General features: G+C 42.6%; 19 protein-coding genes. 16 read left to right on the forward strand and 3 right to left on the reverse strand.

Annotated elements, in window-relative coordinates:
• Window positions 1-538: 538 nt before the first annotated feature.
• Both G564_RS0111835 and G564_RS0111845 read right to left on the reverse strand, forming a co-directional pair.
• Entirely contained in the window at window positions 539-1054 is a 516-nt protein-coding gene (locus G564_RS0111835; RefSeq protein ID WP_029037852.1) for an inorganic diphosphatase, read from the reverse strand.
• 363 nt (window positions 1055-1417) lie between these two features.
• Window positions 1418-2398, reverse strand: coding sequence for a pyruvate dehydrogenase complex E1 component subunit beta (locus tag G564_RS0111845; RefSeq protein ID WP_029037854.1), 981 nt, complete (start codon window positions 2396-2398; stop codon window positions 1418-1420).
• A 166-nt stretch (window positions 2399-2564) separates the two neighbouring features.
• Between G564_RS0111845 and G564_RS0111850 the strand changes: the two genes are divergently transcribed.
• The 11 genes from G564_RS0111850 to asnA all read left to right on the forward strand — a co-directional run bounded on the left by G564_RS0111850 (window position 2565) and on the right by asnA (window position 12400).
• The gene (locus G564_RS0111850) at window positions 2565-3311 is read left to right on the forward strand and encodes an electron transfer flavoprotein subunit beta/FixA family protein (protein WP_029037855.1); all 747 of its coding nucleotides are present in this window, start codon (window positions 2565-2567) and stop codon (window positions 3309-3311) included.
• Between the two features lie 84 nt (window positions 3312-3395).
• On the forward strand, window positions 3396-4364 hold the full coding sequence (locus G564_RS0111855; RefSeq protein ID WP_029037856.1) for an electron transfer flavoprotein subunit alpha/FixB family protein: 969 nt from the start codon (window positions 3396-3398) through the stop codon (window positions 4362-4364).
• Window positions 4365-4448: 84 nt separating this feature from the next.
• Window positions 4449-5072, forward strand: a complete 624-nt coding sequence (locus tag G564_RS0111860) for a bifunctional nuclease family protein (RefSeq protein WP_029037857.1) — start codon at window positions 4449-4451, stop codon at window positions 5070-5072.
• 11 nt (window positions 5073-5083) lie between these two features.
• Window positions 5084-6796, forward strand: a complete 1713-nt coding sequence (locus G564_RS0111865) for a NupC/NupG family nucleoside CNT transporter (protein WP_029037858.1) — start codon at window positions 5084-5086, stop codon at window positions 6794-6796.
• Window positions 6797-7185: 389 nt separating this feature from the next.
• Window positions 7186-8040, forward strand: a complete 855-nt coding sequence (locus G564_RS0111870; RefSeq protein WP_029037859.1) for a thymidylate synthase — start codon at window positions 7186-7188, stop codon at window positions 8038-8040.
• Window positions 8041-8072: 32 nt separating this feature from the next.
• Window positions 8073-8447 carry an energy transducer TonB gene (locus G564_RS0111875; RefSeq protein WP_029037860.1) on the forward strand — a complete coding sequence of 125 codons (375 nt, stop codon included), beginning with the start codon at window positions 8073-8075 and terminating at the stop codon, window positions 8445-8447.
• A gap of 19 nt (window positions 8448-8466) precedes the next feature.
• Window positions 8467-8880 (forward strand): energy transducer TonB, encoded by a 414-nt coding sequence (locus G564_RS0111880; protein WP_029037861.1) that lies wholly within the window; start codon window positions 8467-8469, stop codon window positions 8878-8880.
• A 9-nt stretch (window positions 8881-8889) separates the two neighbouring features.
• Entirely contained in the window at window positions 8890-9672 is a 783-nt protein-coding gene (locus G564_RS0111885) for an energy transducer TonB (RefSeq protein WP_029037862.1), read from the forward strand.
• Window positions 9673-9784: 112 nt separating this feature from the next.
• Window positions 9785-10753 carry an L-histidine N(alpha)-methyltransferase gene (gene egtD, locus G564_RS0111890; RefSeq protein WP_029037863.1) on the forward strand — a complete coding sequence of 323 codons (969 nt, stop codon included), beginning with the start codon at window positions 9785-9787 and terminating at the stop codon, window positions 10751-10753.
• A 2-nt stretch (window positions 10754-10755) separates the two neighbouring features.
• Window positions 10756-11037, forward strand: a complete 282-nt coding sequence (locus tag G564_RS0111895; RefSeq protein ID WP_029037864.1) for a DUF427 domain-containing protein — start codon at window positions 10756-10758, stop codon at window positions 11035-11037.
• Window positions 11038-11377: 340 nt separating this feature from the next.
• Window positions 11378-12400, forward strand: a complete 1023-nt coding sequence (asnA, locus tag G564_RS0111900) for an aspartate--ammonia ligase (RefSeq protein ID WP_029037865.1) — start codon at window positions 11378-11380, stop codon at window positions 12398-12400.
• Window positions 12401-12459: 59 nt separating this feature from the next.
• On the opposite strand, the gene G564_RS0111905 is transcribed toward asnA, so the two are convergent.
• Entirely contained in the window at window positions 12460-13533 is a 1074-nt protein-coding gene (locus G564_RS0111905; protein ID WP_029037866.1) for an aminotransferase class V-fold PLP-dependent enzyme, read from the reverse strand.
• Window positions 13534-13597: 64 nt separating this feature from the next.
• Between G564_RS0111905 and G564_RS0111910 the strand changes: the two genes are divergently transcribed.
• The 5 genes from G564_RS0111910 to fabD all read left to right on the forward strand — a co-directional run bounded on the left by G564_RS0111910 (window position 13598) and on the right by fabD (window position 16947).
• A complete protein-coding gene (locus G564_RS0111910) occupies window positions 13598-14047 on the forward strand; it encodes a 2TM domain-containing protein (RefSeq protein ID WP_029037867.1) in 450 nt (149 codons plus the stop codon).
• Window positions 14048-14050: 3 nt separating this feature from the next.
• Window positions 14051-14545: a dihydrofolate reductase gene (locus G564_RS0111915; RefSeq protein ID WP_029037868.1), complete on the forward strand. Its 495-nt coding sequence runs from the start codon at window positions 14051-14053 to the stop codon at window positions 14543-14545.
• Window positions 14526-15386, forward strand: coding sequence for a fructosamine kinase family protein (locus tag G564_RS0111920; protein ID WP_029037869.1), 861 nt, complete (start codon window positions 14526-14528; stop codon window positions 15384-15386). The genes G564_RS0111915 and G564_RS0111920 overlap by 20 nt, the downstream gene beginning before the upstream one ends.
• Window positions 15387-15477: 91 nt before the next feature.
• The gene (locus tag G564_RS0111925) at window positions 15478-15978 is read left to right on the forward strand and encodes a pyridoxamine 5'-phosphate oxidase family protein (RefSeq protein WP_029037870.1); all 501 of its coding nucleotides are present in this window, start codon (window positions 15478-15480) and stop codon (window positions 15976-15978) included.
• Between the two features lie 87 nt (window positions 15979-16065).
• Window positions 16066-16947, forward strand: coding sequence for an ACP S-malonyltransferase (fabD, locus tag G564_RS0111930; RefSeq protein WP_029037871.1), 882 nt, complete (start codon window positions 16066-16068; stop codon window positions 16945-16947).
• Window positions 16948-17034 lie beyond the last annotated feature (87 nt).

The following is a 17034-nucleotide window of genomic DNA, read 5'->3' on the forward strand; positions in this document are numbered from 1 at the left end:
GATTCCGTCCTATCCTTTTGCAGCCAGGTACCTTTCGATATTTTCTGCATTCTTCCCTTCATAAGGTAACAGTCATTGACTACTTACTTCTTAAGGTTCACCCCTTCCCGGTGTAGTCGATTCTTCCGGTACTATGGGCTCGGCTGACTTCTCACAGTAAATCTTATTTCAACCACAGCTTCATACTCTGTTTCAGTCTGTGTCTGTGAGACCTCCCGCGATAAGACGTATCACTTTCATTCCATGTGCCTGCATCATCTACACCCCGATCTCTGTATAGCTTTAGGACTTCGCTTTGTATTGCAAGCTCATCCAGATCGGATATGCCTTATATGATGTTCGTGTTCCTCGGGCCGGAACTTTGCCGCCGGCTTCCTTCAGATTCCACCTCGCGATGGACACCCTTACCCTTGGCTAATGATAGGTAGCTATAAACCCTCATAGCGGACTTGCACCGCCTAGTGATACGCCATGCACGGCGCACAATAAAAAAGGCAGCTATATTTCTACAGCTGCCTTGAAAAAATTTTAGAAAATTTTAAAGAATAGAGAAATTTCCTTTTTCTCCATTACTGTCTTTATATCGCTGAATACAATCTTCAATGATCTGCTTTGCTTCACTTAAGTTTCCCCAACCTTCAACATCTACCTTCTTCTGCTCAAGATCCTTGTACACCTGGAAAAAATGCTCGATCTCCTTTAAAAGGTGGCCGTTCACATCATTAAGATCATTTAATCTGTTCCAAATGGGATCTGAAACCGGAACGCAGATCACCTTTTCATCGGGACCTTTTTCATCAGCCATATGGAAAACGCCGATCGGTTTAACCTCCATAATACAACCCGGGAAGGTTGGCTCGGTAACAAGCACAAGTACATCCAAAGGGTCTCCGTCTAAGGCAAGTGTTTCGGGAATGAATCCATAGTCTGCAGGATACATCATTGAAGAAAAGATCATCCTGTCGTAGCGGACCTTCTTAAGGTCAAAATCATATTCATATTTGTTTCGGCTCCCCTTGGGGATCTCGATAAGAACGTCGAATGTTTTAGTCATTATTATATGTTTAGGTCTGTTTTTCTCTTAGGGGCGGCAAATATACTACTTCATTCTGTTTTTAACAGGCTTAAAATGTTGAGAAGTTGCTCCTTGCAGAAAGTTTAGCTTTTTTTTCACAAAAAGCCGAAGGCAAATTCCAATAAATAATTTCCAAATTCCAATTTGGATCATGGGGTGGGCTTCCTGCATTTGGAATTTGGTGCTTGGAATTTGGTGCTTGATGCCTGGTGCCTGGTGCTTGGCCCTCCTGCGCTTAAAAGCTTCGGCGGGTAAATGCCTGGAATTTGGTGCTTGGAATATGGAATTTTCAATAAAAAAGCCTCCATAAAGGAGGCTCTGAAATATCATTTTTGGAAGGATTTATTCCTTGTACATTACTTTCTTTACAGCTTTGATCACATCATTGTGATTCGGCAACCACTCTTCCAGTAGTACGGGAGAATATGGCGCGGGAGTATCTGCAGTGTTGATCTTTACAATAGGAGCATCAAGATAGTCGAATGCCTGTGACTGCACCTGGTAAGTGATCTCTGTGGCAACGTTGCCAAACGGCCATGCTTCTTCTACAATAACCAATCTGTTGGTTTTTTTCACCGACTCCAGGATAGCTTCATGGTCCATCGGGCGAATAGTACGAAGATCAATGATCTCACAGGAGATCCCTTCCTTTTCCAATTCTTCAGCAGCCTTGTAACAGATCTTGATGATCTTTCCGAAGGAAACTATAGTCACATCGCTACCTTCTCTCTTAATATCGGCTTTACCAATTGGCAGCACATATTCTTCTTCGGGCACTTCTCCCTTGTCACCATACATTTGTTCAGATTCCATGAAGATCACAGGATCGTCATCGCGAATAGCGGCTTTTAAAAGTCCTTTTGCATCATAAGGATTAGAAGGCACAATCACTTTAAGCCCCGGAGTATTCGCATACCAGCTCTCGAAAGCCTGGGAGTGCGTCGCTCCTAATTGTCCTGCAGAGGCTGTTGGTCCGCGAAAAACGATAGGAATATTGAACTGTCCGCCACTCATTTGACGCATTTTAGCAGCATTGTTTATGATCTGGTCAATTCCCACCAAAGAGAAGTTAAAGGTCATGAATTCGATAATAGGCCTGTTACCGTTCATGGCACTACCTACGCCAATCCCCGAAAAACCTAATTCTGAAATAGGGGTATCAATCACCCTGTCCGGACCAAATTCGTCCAGCATACCCTTTGAGGCCTTATAAGCTCCATTATATTCAGCAACCTCTTCACCCATAAGATAAACAGTTTCATCCCTGCGCATCTCTTCGCTCATTGCCTGGGCAATTGCTTCCCTGAATTGAATTGTCTTCATTCTATGTATAGATTAATTTTTTTCGAACCACAAAAATAGTAATTCAAAAAAGGATAACCGACTACTTCAGAACAAAATTTTCTTATGCATGCACAGTAAATTTCCTCACTTTTTCCGTATCTTCGTAGACCATTTTATAAACTTTATTTAAAAATTTCTGAGAAATATGAAAATATTAGTGTGTATTAGTCACGTACCTGATACTACGTCAAAGATCAATTTTTCTGAAGGCGATACAAAATTTGATACAGCGGGAGTACAGTTCGTGATCAATCCAAATGACGAATTTGGCCTTACAAGGGCCATGTGGTTCAAAGAAAAACAAGGTGCCAGCGTGGATGTGGTAAATGTTGGAGGAGCCGAAACAGAACCTACTTTACGAAAAGCTTTGGCTATTGGAGCCGATAATGCCATTAGGGTGAACACCCCGGCTACAGACGGGATCTATGTTGCAAAACAAATCGCAAAAGTAGCAAAAGACGGAGGTTACGACCTTATAATTGCCGGACGTGAATCTATCGACTACAACGGCGGAATGGTACCCGGAATGGTAGCAGGCCTTATAGATGCTAATTTCGTAAATACCTGTATTGGTCTTGAAGTAGAAGGCAATGAAGCTACTGCGATCAGAGAGATCGATGGCGGAAAGGAAACCCTAAAAACCAGTTTACCACTTGTGGTTGGTGCTCAAAAAGGAATAGTTCAGGAAAGCGATCTTCGTATTCCAAATATGCGGGGTATCATGCAGGCACGCAAAAAGCCGCTGAATGTTGTAGAACCTGTGGAAGCAGGAACACATTCTGAAGCCGTGAAATTTGAAAAACCGCAGCCTAAAGGAGATATTAAACTAGTTGATGCAGATAATCTGGATGAATTAGTGAACTTGCTTCACAATGAGGCTAAGGTAATTTAAAACAATTGAGAGTCTAGAATCTAGACTCTAGAATCTAGATTCTTTCGTAGTCAATATTCACTATAAAATATTCAATAAAAAGATATGTCAGTTTTAGTATATACAGAATCAGAAGAAGGAAAATTCAAGAAGACAGCTTTTGAGGTGGCTTCTTATGCCAAAGGAGTGGCCGACATGCTGGGAACAGATGTTACAGCAGTTTCCTTTAACGCCCAGAGTGCAGGAGACCTTGGAAAATACGGTGTGAGCAAGCTGCTGAAGGTAAACGATAGTAAGCTTGAAAAATTTAACGCAAAAGCCTATGCCGATGCTATAAAACAAGCTGCGGAAAAAGAAGGATCAAAAGTGATCGTTCTCAGCCAGAGTGCAAACGCAAAATATCTTGCACCTCTTTTAGCAGTGCAACTGGAAGCAGGATATGCGTCAAACGTAGTTACCCTGCCCGAAGGCACAGAACCTCTTAAGGTTAAAAGAACTGCCTTCACCAATAAAGCCTTTAGTTTCACCACTATTTCTACAGATGTAAAGATCATAGGTCTTTCAAAGAATGCTTTTGGATTAAAGGAAAACGCAACAGAAACCAGTGAAGAAGATTTCTCACCTTCTCTTTCTGAAGGAGATTTCGCCATTAATGTAGTCTCTGTAGACAAGGCAGCAGATAAGGTTACCATAGCTGATGCCGAGATTGTAGTTTCCGGCGGAAGAGGAATGAAAGGACCGGAGAACTGGGGCATGCTGGAAGAGCTTGCTGAAACTCTGGGAGCGGCAACAGCCTGTTCCAAACCTGTAAGTGATATGGGTTGGAGACCTCACAGTGAACACGTGGGACAAACAGGAAAACCTGTAGCTGCAAACTTGTACATTGCCGTGGGTATTTCAGGTGCTATTCAGCATCTTGCCGGAGTAAGCGCATCCAAAACAAAGGTGGTGATAAACAATGATCCCGAAGCTCCCTTCTTCAAGGCGGCTGACTACGGAGTAGTAGGAGATGCATTCGAGATCGTCCCCAAACTCACCGAAAAATTAAAGGAATTTAAGGCTAATAACGCATAATTTTTATAAATTGCGTGCCGTTAAAAGGGCTGTCTAAATTAGGTTTTTTGCCCGTTTAGACAGCTTTTTTTGTATTTTTGATGTATGAGTTTAGTGCGCCTTAATATTAAAGGAATTTCTTACAGTCAAACCCAGAACGGGGCCTATGCCCTCATCCTGAGCGAGGTAGAAGGAGAACGTAAACTCCCCATTGTTATAGGAGCCTTTGAAGCACAATCTATAGCAATTGCTCTTGAAAAAGAGATCAAACCTCCGCGACCCCTTACCCATGACCTTTTTAAAAATTTTGCCGACAGGTTTGAGATCATTGTAAAACAGGTGATCATTCATAAACTTGTTGACGGGGTATTTTACTCCAGCCTCATTTGTGAAAGAGATAAGATCGAAGAGATCATTGATGCCAGGACCAGCGATGCCATTGCGCTCGCATTAAGATTTCAGGCTCCCATTTTTACTTATAAGAATATCCTGGATAAGGCGGGTATTTATTTAAAAGGGGATGAGAAAAAGGAGGCAGAAGAAGAGCAGGAAAAAGAAGATATCATCGTAGAAGAATTGTTTTCCAACGAGGCCAAACCGGCAACTGACAGGCCCGATTATAAAAAACTTTCCCTCAGCGAACTAAATAACATGTTAGATCAGGCCGTGAAAAGCGAGGACTATGAAAAAGCGGCCCGTATTCGAGATGAGATCTCGAAGCGAAAATAATCCCCCCATTTATGAATAGAATCTGGTGCTGCCTGTTCCTGATCTTCTTCGGAATATCCCCCTCTCTTGCCCAATCGATTTCTAAAACCTGGAATTTTGAAGCTGTAGAAGACAGCACGGCAAATGCCTTTTTTGAAGTCTCTCCCGGAGTAGATTATCTCAAACTTGACAACGGAAGCTTTGAGCTTTCCCTAAGCCAGGAATCCACACCCCGTTCCAGCGGAAATTATGTCTTTCAAAACGAAGTGCTCGTACTTTTTCACGACAGTCCGCAAGACAGTATACAAAATTTCAGGGTAAAGACCCTTACCGATTCCACCATGGTACTCGCATCAAAGTATGGAGAATATTTTCTAACAGAGTTACCTCAAACAGTAGGAGAAGTACTGCCGGTAGAAACTGCAAAGACAGTCATACCCAATCAGGGTTTCACCTTCACCAGCTTCTGGCGAGGAGCAGTGGGAATGATTTCCCTGATCTTACTTGCCTTTATCTTTAGCAGCAATCGCAGGGCCATTAACTGGAAAACCGTTTTGGTAGGCCTTGCTGCCCAACTTCTGCTTGCCATAGGGGTGTTAAAAGTGACAGTTATTCAGAATATTTTTGAATTCGTAGGGAGTATTTTTGTACTGATCCTGGACTTTACAGCCGCCGGAAGTGAATTCCTGCTCGGCGGCCTGATGAGCGTTGAGAGTTACGGCTTTATTTTCCTATTCCAGGTGTTACCTACCATCATCTTCTTTTCGGCACTTACTTCTGTCCTGTTTTATCTTGGAGTGATACAGGTTATTGTAAAAGGAATGGCGTGGGTACTTACAAGGCTAATGGGTATATCGGGGCCTGAGAGTTTGAGTGTGGCCGGAAATATCTTTTTAGGACAAACTGAAGCTCCTCTAATGATCAAAGCCTATCTGGAAAGGATGAGCCGCTCGGAGATCCTGCTTGTAATGGTTGGTGGGATGGCCACTGTGGCAGGCGGTGTACTTGCAGCTTACATTGGTTTTCTGGGAGGAGATGACCCTGCCCTACGTCTGGAATTCGCAAAGCATCTTCTTGCTGCATCTGTAATGGCTGCGCCCGGGGCAATTGTGGTTTCCAAGATCCTTTACCCACAACAGGATAAGATCACTACAGATGTTGAAGTTTCTTCAGAAAAAATAGGTTCGAATATTCTTGATGCTATAGCCAACGGTACTACCGAAGGATTACGACTTGCAGCTAATGTAGCCGCGATGTTGCTGGTTTTCATCGCTTTTATAGCTCTTATAAATTACGTTTTGGGCTGGTTTGGGGATTTCACCACCCTTAATGCAGTAATGGCCGATAATACACCGTATGCGAAACTTTCGCTGGAGTCACTGCTGGGGCTCATCTTTGCGCCACTCATGTGGCTTATTGGAGTGGCTACCGAAGATATGATGCTCATGGGACAACTTCTCGGGATCAAACTGGCTGCCAGTGAATTTGTAGGTTACATCCAGCTCGCCGATCTAAAGAATCCGGTGAATGCGCTGAGCCTTACCTATGAAAAATCCATTATTATGGCTACCTATATGTTGTGTGGATTTGCAAACTTTGCTTCCATCGGGATACAGATTGGAGGAATTGGTTCCCTGGCTCCCGGGCAGAGAAAAACCTTATCTGAATTCGGAATGAAAGCCCTTATTGGAGGTACTATTGCTTCCCTGCTTTCGGCCACCATCGCAGGTATGATCATTGGTTAATTTGCATTTGTAGCTCTTGAGGGAACCTGGAACCAAGAGTCTAGAATCAAGACATATAATTTTTTATATTTTTAGGGTCGTATCTTATTAACAGGTACACTTTGTCCTAAATGCTATGGTTAATAAGTCTGTAAAAACTCCTTTCCGGAATTAACTTTTTTAATCGGGGTAGTTTTCTATTTTAGCTGAAAGTCAGCCGGAATTGAATAGGTTCTGACCTGCAAGGTTTTAAAAACCTTGTAGGTCTCAACGCTTCATGAGACCTGCAAGGTCAGAAAAAGACCTTGCAGGTCTCATGAAGTAATTATCGGCAGCAGTTTTTAAATAAGAAATATTCCAGACTTACAAGGTTGAAAAAAAAGCTTGCAGGTCTACATAAAAATTAAATCATGAAGCAGTATCACGACCTGATCAAACATGTCCTTGAAAACGGAAATGAAAAAGGAGACCGTACGGGTACCGGCACCAAAAGTGTATTTGGTTACCAGATGCGCTTTGACCTGAGTGAAGGATTTCCCATGGTCACCACAAAAAAGTTGCACCTCAAGTCAATTATCTATGAACTGCTATGGTTTCTCAACGGTGACACCAATATAAATTACCTGCAGGAAAATGGTGTGCGCATCTGGAATGAATGGGCAGATGAGAATGGCGACCTGGGACCGGTTTATGGACACCAATGGCGTAACTGGAACAGCGAAGATATTGACCAGATCAAAGAGATCGTTGAAACCTTGAAGACAAATCCGAACAGTCGCAGGATGATGGTCACCGCCTGGAATCCTTCCGTTTTACCGGACACCTCAAAAAGCTTTTCAGAAAATGTAGCTAACGGCAAAGCCGCGTTGCCACCCTGCCACGCTTTTTTTCAGTTCTATGTAAGCCCCCCTGCCGGCGAAGGGGGAGAAAATGCAAAACCCAGATTATCCCTACAGCTTTACCAGCGGAGTGCCGACATTTTTTTAGGAGTACCTTTTAACATCGCCTCCTATGCTTTGCTTACCATGATGATGGCGCAGGTTTGTGGTTATGACCCCGGAGATTTCATTCATACTTTTGGGGATGCCCATATTTACAATAATCACCTTGAGCAGGTTAACCTGCAGCTTTCCAGAGACTTCAGACCTTTACCGGTAATGAAAATCAACCCTGAGGTAAAAAATATTTTTGATTTTAAGTTTGAAGATTTTAAATTGGAAAATTATGATCCGCATCCGGCTATAAAAGGCAAGGTTGCGGTATAATTAATTTCTAATTTTTAAAATTTTAAAGACTTATGAAGAAGTTCTTAATGATCACCTGTTTTTTCTTTGGAGGATTGGCAGTAAGCCAGGCACAGCAAACTTCGCCGGTATGGCCGGGATGCGAAGATACTGAGGACAAAGCAAAGTGTTTTAATGAGAAACTAAGTGCCCATGTAAGAGAACATTACGAGTACCCAATGAAAGATAATGAGTACATTAGGGCACAGGTAAAAGTTTCTTTCGATGTCAATGAAAAGGGAGTGGTTGTTGTGAAATCGGTTGAAGGTCCTGAACCACTGGTCAACGAAGCAGCAAGAAAAATGCTGGAAAAGATCCCAAACATGCAACCGGGAACTTTAAACGGAGAGCCCGATTCCCGTAACTTCTCTACCACCTACAAATTCTAAAAACCAAAAGCCCCTGAAAATGAAAAACTTATTTCTAATTGTATTTTTATTTGCAGGGGCTACTGTCTTTGCCCAGGACGGCGTAAATTTCTCCGGTAATACAATGACCACCAAGGAAACCCCGCCTGTGTGGCCGGGTTGCGAACAATCCGAAAAATCCAAAAAAGCCTGTTTCCAGGAGAAGCTTGTTCAGCATTTAAAGGAGAATTACAAATTCCCAAAAGACGCCGATGGTAAGATCATAAGAGGGAAATCTGTAGTTTCTTTTATCATCAATAAAGAAGGTCAACCGGAAATTACAAAAGTAGAAGGCCCAAGGAAAGAATTGAATGACGAAGCTAAAAGGATCATTCTTTCGATTCCAAAGATGCAGCCGGGAGAACTGGCAGGAAAACCTGTAGCAGTGAGCTATAAAGTGCCATTCACCTTTTAATCTTTCTCCTTGAAATATTTACTCCCTTTCCTGTTCATCTTTTTCCTCACATCTCAGGTATTATCCCAACAACAGGAGGACACTTCTGTCGCCTTTGTTCATATTTTAAAAGCTGAAAAATATCCCTTTTCTGCAAATTGTGTAGAAAGATCTCCTGCCTGTGCGGCCACAGAAATTCAGAATTATATTTTCAGAGATATCCATCGAATAGGTCCGTTGTCTGAGCTGCAATCAGGCAAAATTGAGATCCCGGTGAGGGTGATCATTGACACAGAAGGAAAAGTAAGTTGGGCTTCAGTAAAAGAATTGCCGGCCGACAGTGCGGAACTGCTTGCCGATCTTCTTAAAAAAATGCCTGCATTCACGCCCGGCGAACACGAGGGTAAAAAAGCTAATATCATTGTGGATCTCAGGCTCCCTCTGTATTTTTCGGAATCAGACGACCTTGATACTGAGGTAGTCTCCTTTGAAGATGTAGCAACTAAGCCTGCATGGAAGAACTGTCGAAAAGCCGGGGATCCCTCCTGTACGACAATAGCAATTAATGACTGGATGAACAGGAGTGTCAGAACTTCAGTCATTAAGGAGCCCGGGAGCTACAAATTGACCGCCACGTTTGTAATAGGTACCGATGGAAAAACCGGAAGAATAGTAGTGTTTGGCGGCGGAGATGAATTCGCAACAGAAGTAATTCACCAACTAAAAAAAATGCCACGCTTTGAGCCCGGAAGTGAAGCAGGTAAACCTGTAGCCGTAAATTATACTCTACCAATGTCTTTAAAAAAGCGCTGATCCATTGTTAGTATTCCTTTAACTAAAAAGGAATTATAAAATTCTAAATTTGAAGGAAACCCGTCGGTTTCCTTTTTTTTATATGAAAGGAGCTACGGGAAATTCTTTTCATATGAACGACACCAAGCCGCCTGAATTTAAAACCCAGTTTGCCGAAGATGTATTTCACGGCCTTACCTCCTATCCGAAAAAGATAAGTTCAAAATTCCTTTATGACGAAAAAGGAGATGAACTCTTTCAAAAGATCATGGAGCTGCCGGAATATTATCTCACCGGGAAGGAATACCAGATCCTTATGCGCCACCGGGAGGAAATAGGGAATGCCTTTGCTTCTCTTGAAGGATTTGACCTCATAGAACTCGGGGCAGGAGACGGTAAAAAGACCAAGGTCCTGCTAAGACATTTTGAGCAAAAGAATTATGATTTTAAATACCTACCGGTTGATATAAGCCATAGCGTACTGGACCAGTTAAGCCAAAGCCTAGATCGGGAGATCCCGGGAGTGGAGGTAGAACCACAGCAGGGAACCTATATGCAGGTTTTAGGAAAGCTGGCAGATTATAAAGAACGAAAAAAGGTGATCCTTTTCCTCGGTTCCAACATAGGAAACCTATCCCAGCAGGAAGCGGTATCCTTTCTTCAGAAGATCAGGAATTCCATGCATAAAAAAGACATGTTCTTTATGGGAGTCGATCAAAAGAAAGATCCTCAGGTGATACTGGATGCCTACAACGACAAAGCCGGAGTGACAGAAGCTTTTAATAAGAACCTCCTGCACCGCATGAACCGGGAACTGGAAGCCGATTTCGATCCCGATACTTTTTTGCACTGGCCGCTGTACAATCCCGAAACCGGAACAGCAAAAAGTTACCTGGTAAGCACAAAGGAACAAAGCGTTCAAATCAACAGTCTTGATCTTGAGGTACATTTTCAGAAATGGGAGACTATCCACACAGAAGTTTCCCAGAAATACGACGACACCTCTATTGCCTGGCTGGCTGAAGAAGCCGGATTACAAATTGCAGGTAGCTGGACAGATAAGGAAAACTGTTTTAAAAATTACCTTTTTCAAACTATATAATTATGAAAGCAATCTGGAACAATACAGTTGTAGCCCAAAGCGACCAAACCATTGAAGTAGAAAATAATCATTATTTTCCTCCCGATGCCATTAATTCTGAATTTTTCCAGCTTAGTGACACCCATACAGTTTGTCCATGGAAAGGCAGAGCCTCCTATTTTCATCTGAAAGTTGGAGAAGAAAAAAATCCCGATGCCGCCTGGTTTTATCCACATCCCAAACCTGAAGCTTCAAAGATCAAAGATCATGTGGCCTTCTGGAAAGGAGTGGAAGTGAAAAAATAATTTGGCGGTAAAGAAAAAAGAATTAAGTTTACAAAAATCAAAAGAAACAGAACAGGTGATCCTGAACAACAACAATAATAATTTCAATAACAATCTTAATCAACTAAGATTGCGGAAAGCTATTATTGTTTAACAAGATCCCTTAAACAATATTCAAAGCCTTTCCGTCACCAGGAAAGGCTTTTTTTTTTGCACTAATATGAAACGACTTCAAATAAATAATATCAATAATAATAGTCCGCCACCCGGGGGAGAGGATCTCTGTGCCTAAAAGCCTGCCTCCCTCCCGGGGCGGGCTTTTTTATTTCCAATAAATAATAAAAACCTAAAGAACAAGAATATGAAAACTACAGTACAACAATTATCAGAAAAACTAGCAACCGAAGAAGCGGTTCAATTTGTAAAGACAGGATTTGAAACACATTTGAAAGAGCAGCTATCACTGCTAAAGGTATCGGCTCCAACAGTGGTGCTCCATGGTACAGGGATCAACGATGACCTCAACGGCATTGAAAGACCTGTAAGTTTTCCGATTAAATCCATGCAGGAGCGCCGGGCCGAAGTTGTTCAATCCCTTGCGAAATGGAAGAGATTAAGACTTAAAGAATATGAACTGGAACCCGGTTTCGGAATAGTGACCGATATGAAGGCCCTGCGTCCTGATGAAGATCTTGGACCGCTGCATTCAATCTCGGTAGACCAGTGGGACTGGGAAAAAGTGATGAGCCCAGAAGAGCGGCATCTGGATTTCCTAAAGCAGCAGGTAAGCCGTATCTATAAAGCTTTACTGGAAACAGAAGCTGCTGTTGCTAGCTCCTATCCTCTTCTCACACCTTTTCTACCTTCAGAAATCACCTTTTTACACGCTGAAGACCTGTTAAAGCAGTATCCTCACCTCACTCCAAAGCAAAGGGAAGATAGAGCCGCGAAAGAGTTCGGCGCTGTTTTCCTGACAGGCATTGGCGGACAGCTGGAAAGCGGAGAAGCTCACGACGGCCGTGCACCCGATTATGATGATTGGAGCACCCCCACCTCGGCTACTACAAAAGGTCTCAATGGTGATATTTTAGTATGGCATCCGGTCCTGGAACAGGCTTTTGAACTCTCTTCAATGGGAATAAGAGTTGATGCGGAAGTGTTAGAAGAACAACTAAAACTAAGACAGGCCGAAGGCAGAAAAGAACTGTTCTACCACAGTGAACTTTTGAAAGGTAGTCTGCCGCAAACGATTGGTGGTGGAATAGGACAGTCGAGATTATGTATGTTCCTGTTAAGAAAAAAACACATTGGAGAAGTGCAGGTAAGTATCTGGCCCGAAGCTATGAAACAGGAAATGGCAGGTGCCGGAATATTTTTACTTTAAAGACCACAAACAACCTATCAAATTAAAGGGTACCCAAAAATGTCATTTTTGGATACCCTTTAATTTATGTTCTTAAGCAGATGATCGATATCGGCCTCAGAATTGAAATAATTAAAACTAACTCTTAATCCATCTCCACGCATGGAGCAAATGATCTTGTTGCTTCGCAGTTTTTGGAACAGTTGCTCGTCTCCTTTGATGTTGAAAATAGAAGAATGAAGCTTCCTCCTTACCACTGAGGGTTCTAAAAGCCCTTTCTCGGCAAGTTTTTCTTTTGCCTGTAAAGAGAGTTCTTCAATTCGGGCTTCAATTTCTTTCATTCCCACCTGATTTATGAGGTCAATCGCAACTTTTAAACTTCCGAAGTTAAGAGTGTCCAGATGTCCGGGTTCAAACTTCCCGATAAAGCTGCCTTTGTGAGGCTTATTTTTTCCCTGAAGTTCCATTAGCTCCAGTTCTTTAGGTGCTATAATGTCTTTCATATGCTCCTTAAAAAGAAAAAAACCATTCCCGTAACCGGCATTGAGCCATTTGTAGGCACTTGCGCCAAGCACATCAATACCTGAAGCTTCAAAATCAAATTCTTCGGTTCCGCAATACTGGGTACCATCAGCGAAAAGCAGCAGCTGCGGATGCTCTCGTTTTAGCTTCAGAAGAAAATCCGGATCTATTTTGATACCGTTGATGTACTGCACAAGGCTAAAGGCGAAGAGATGAGGTTTTTCTTTTTCTACAGCTTCAGCAATATTCTCCTCCAGGTGCTCATTGATTTCAGCATAACACACTTCAAAACCACGGGATTTTACTGCCCAGTTTACTGAAGGATAATCATTGTGAAGCAGAAGAACCTTTTTCTTCCTGTCGATTCCCTCCATGAGCAGGTTAAAACCATAGGAAAAATTTGGCGTTAGTGCCACCCGGTTTGGAGCGCATCCCAGTAATTCTCCCACTGCCTTTCTTGTTTTGAGAAAGAGGCTGTCCCTCTTTTCCCTAAACAGGCTTCCTCCAATCAAAAAATCGAGGTCATGATCCTGCCGGAATTCCAGGACCACTTCAGGCAAAAGACCCGAAGCAGCTGTATCGAGATATATGTATTGCTCAAGTAAGGGGAATTGTTTCTTAAAATTCTTCATTATTCCAAAATTTTCCGAAGTAAAATCTATAAATTTGAGAGAATCTCTAAAATAGTCCTTTAAAATGACCTCCAAAAACAAAAGTTCTTCAAAAATTGATCCCGAACAGCGGGAGTTAGTTGAACGTGCTCAACATAGAGCAAGACAAAAGCGACGGTTGTATCAGCATTTTGTCGTCTTCCTGCTGGGATCTGTGGTTTTGATCCTCATCAATGTCATTTTTGAGATTGGAACAGACATCAATCCTTTTGGACTGGACTGGTTTGTGTGGGCGATCATTTTTTGGGCGCTAATTCTCCTTATCCACGTCTTTAATGTTTATGTTACAAATAAATTCTTTGGAAAAGATTGGGAAAATGAGCAGGTAGACCGGCTGGTTGCTAAACAGCAAAGAAAGATTGCCGAGTTACAGAAGCAGGTAGAAAAGGATCATCCTTTGCCGCACAGGAATGAACCCTATATCCCACCCACTACAGAAAGACCCATTGATCCAGATGAACCTATAAATTCCTGAGAAATGGGAAAAGTGACTTTAATAGCCGCCGCAGGCGAAAATAATGAACTTGGCAAGGATAAGGACCTGGTTTGGCACCTCCCCGATGATTTCAAAAGATTTAAGAGCCTTACCACCGGCCACTACATAATTATGGGTCGCAAGACCTTTGAAACCTTTCCAAAACTGTTACCTAATCGCACCCACGTCATCATCACCCGGAAAGAAGATTATAATCCCAAAGGAACCATTGTGGCCAATTCGCTTGACGAGGCACTCGAAGTTGCAGAGGAAGACCCGCAGCCTTTTGTCATTGGGGGTGGAGAGATCTATAAACTTGCACTTGAAAAAGCAGATGCTATAGAGCTCACCCGTGTCCACGGAACTTTTGAGGCCGACACTTTTTTTCCCGAGCTTGATGAACAAAACTGGAACCTGGTAGCTTCTGAAATGCACCCAAAAGATGATCGCCACAATTATGCTTTCACCTATCTAACCTATGAGCGTGCCGGCCGATGAGAAATTTCTGAAGATCCTGGGAGATGATCTGGGTTTTGAGATAAACAATATCCAGTCGCTTGCCGGGGGCAGCATCAACAATGTTTATCTTCTTGACACTTCCGAAGGAAAAAGGGTCATCAAGATCAACTCTGCCGGAAAATTTCCGGGTATGTTCCCTGCAGAAAAAAAAGGGCTTGAGACTCTTGCCGGTGCTGAAGCATTTGATGTTCCAAAAGTTTATGCCAGCGGAGAACTGGAAGGTACAGCCTACCTCCTGCTGGAATATAAAAAAGAAGGGGCTCAAAAATCACATTTTTGGAAGGTATTTGGGGAGCAGCTTTCACAATTGCACCAAACTTCATCTGAATATTTTGGATTTTCTTCTTCCAATTATATTGGAAGTCTGCCGCAGTACAATGAGCAGCGGGAATCTGCAGCCGACTTTTATGTGAATCAGCGGCTGGAACCACAAGTGAAGATGGCTTCCGAAAGAGGATTTTCGCTGGGAGATCTTTCAGATTTCTACAGAAACATTTCCGAAGAAATCCCTGATGAACCTCCCGCACTATTGCACGGTGACCTTTGGAGTGGGAACTATCTGGTCAATGAAGAAGGTCTCCCCTGTTTAATTGATCCTGCAGTCTGCTTTGGTCAAAGGGAAATGGATCTTGGCATGATGAAATTATTTGGAGGTTTCCCTTCTGAAGTCTTTGAAGTTTACCATCATCAGTTTCCGCTTCAGCCGGGATGGGAAGAACGAATGCCCCTTTGGCAGCTTTACTACCTTTTGGTACACCTTAATATCTTTGGGAGCAGTTATCTTCCGCAGGTAAAAAGAATTATAAGCCGGTTTTCATAATCTTAACAGGCTTGCAGGTTCTTTTAGCAGTTCTTTAGTGGAGCTTCCATGTTAAATCATTTATATTTAAATAGTTAAATAAAATGATGATATGAGCACAGAAAATCTAAATAAAGAAGAATCCTGGAAAAAACTAAGAGATCTTGTGGATGATATAAAAGTAGCCATGATGGTGACCGGACTTGAAAAGAGGCCAATTAACGCCATTCCCATGAGAACAAAAAAAATTGATGATAATGGACATATCTGGTTCATTAGTTCGGCAACCAGCGAGCATAATAAAAACCTGCAGATCAATGAACAGGTACATCTTTTATATAGTGATCCCGATGACAACGAGTTTGTAACTCTTTACGGACAGGCAGAGATCACCAAAGACAGAACTATTCTTGAGGATCTTTATAGCGCCACAACAGACAACTGGTTCGATGGGGCAGATGATCCTAATCTAACTGCAATTAAAGTAAAACCTGTAGAAGCCTATTACTGGGACTCTAAAACAAATAAGTACGTAACCCTGCTAAAAATGGGAGTTGGAGCCCTAACAGGAAATAAGCAGGACATTGGTGAAAAAGGAAAATTGAACCTCTAACCTGAAACCGGCAAGCCCGAAAACCTTACAGCCCGAAACTGTAAGGTTTTTTATTTTTGTAATTTTGCATACCTAATCAATAAAATTATGAAGGCATACATATTTCCGGGACAGGGAGCCCAGTTCAAAGGAATGGGACAGGACCTGTTTGAAAAGTCCCCTCTTGCAAGAGAGCTTTTTACGAAAGCGAACGAAATACTTGAATTCTCCATTACCGATATCATGTTCGAAGGTACAGACGAGGACCTGAAGCAAACAAAAGTGACTCAGCCGGCTGTTTTCTTACATTCGGTCATCCTTTCTAAAGTTTTGGGAGATTCTTTCCAGCCAGATATGGTGGCAGGACATTCTTTAGGAGAATTTTCGGCCCTGGTTGCCAACGGGGTACTTAAATTTGAAGATGCCCTGAAGCTTGTTTCAAAACGGGCGCGGGCTATGCAGAAAGCCTGTGAGCTGGAAGAGTCAACCATGGCTGCTGTTCTGGGATTGGAAGACCACCTGGTAGAAGCCATTTGCGCAGATATTAATGGGGTTGTTGTGGCAGCAAATTACAATTGCCCGGGACAGCTTGTAATATCGGGAGAACTTTTAGCCGTAGAAAAAGCCTGTGAGGAATTAAAAGATCGTGGTGCCCGTCGTGCGATGGTCTTGCCTGTAGGTGGCGCATTTCATTCACCTCTAATGGAACCGGCACGCGAGGAATTGGCCGCTGCTATTGAAGAGACTGAATTTCACAAACCTCTTTGTCCAATATATCAAAACGTTTCGACCTTTGCCGTTACAGACCCTGCCGAAATAAGAAAGAACCTCATCTTTCAACTGACTGCTCCCGTGAAATGGACCCAGAGCGTTCAAAATATGATCAAAGATGGCGCAACAGAATTCATTGAAGTTGGACCGGGTAAGGTACTGCAGGGACTGGTGAAGAAAATTGACAGGAATGCAGAGGTGAGATCGGCGGAATTTTAAAAAAGAATCAAGATCGCTGCGCTTCCAGAGCCAAGAGCCAAGACGACAATAAAAAACCCCTGGCTAAAACCCGGGGTTTTTATTTAA

The organism is Salinimicrobium xinjiangense DSM 19287, assembly GCF_000423585.1.
Lineage (GTDB): Bacteria > Bacteroidota > Bacteroidia > Flavobacteriales > Flavobacteriaceae > Salinimicrobium > Salinimicrobium xinjiangense.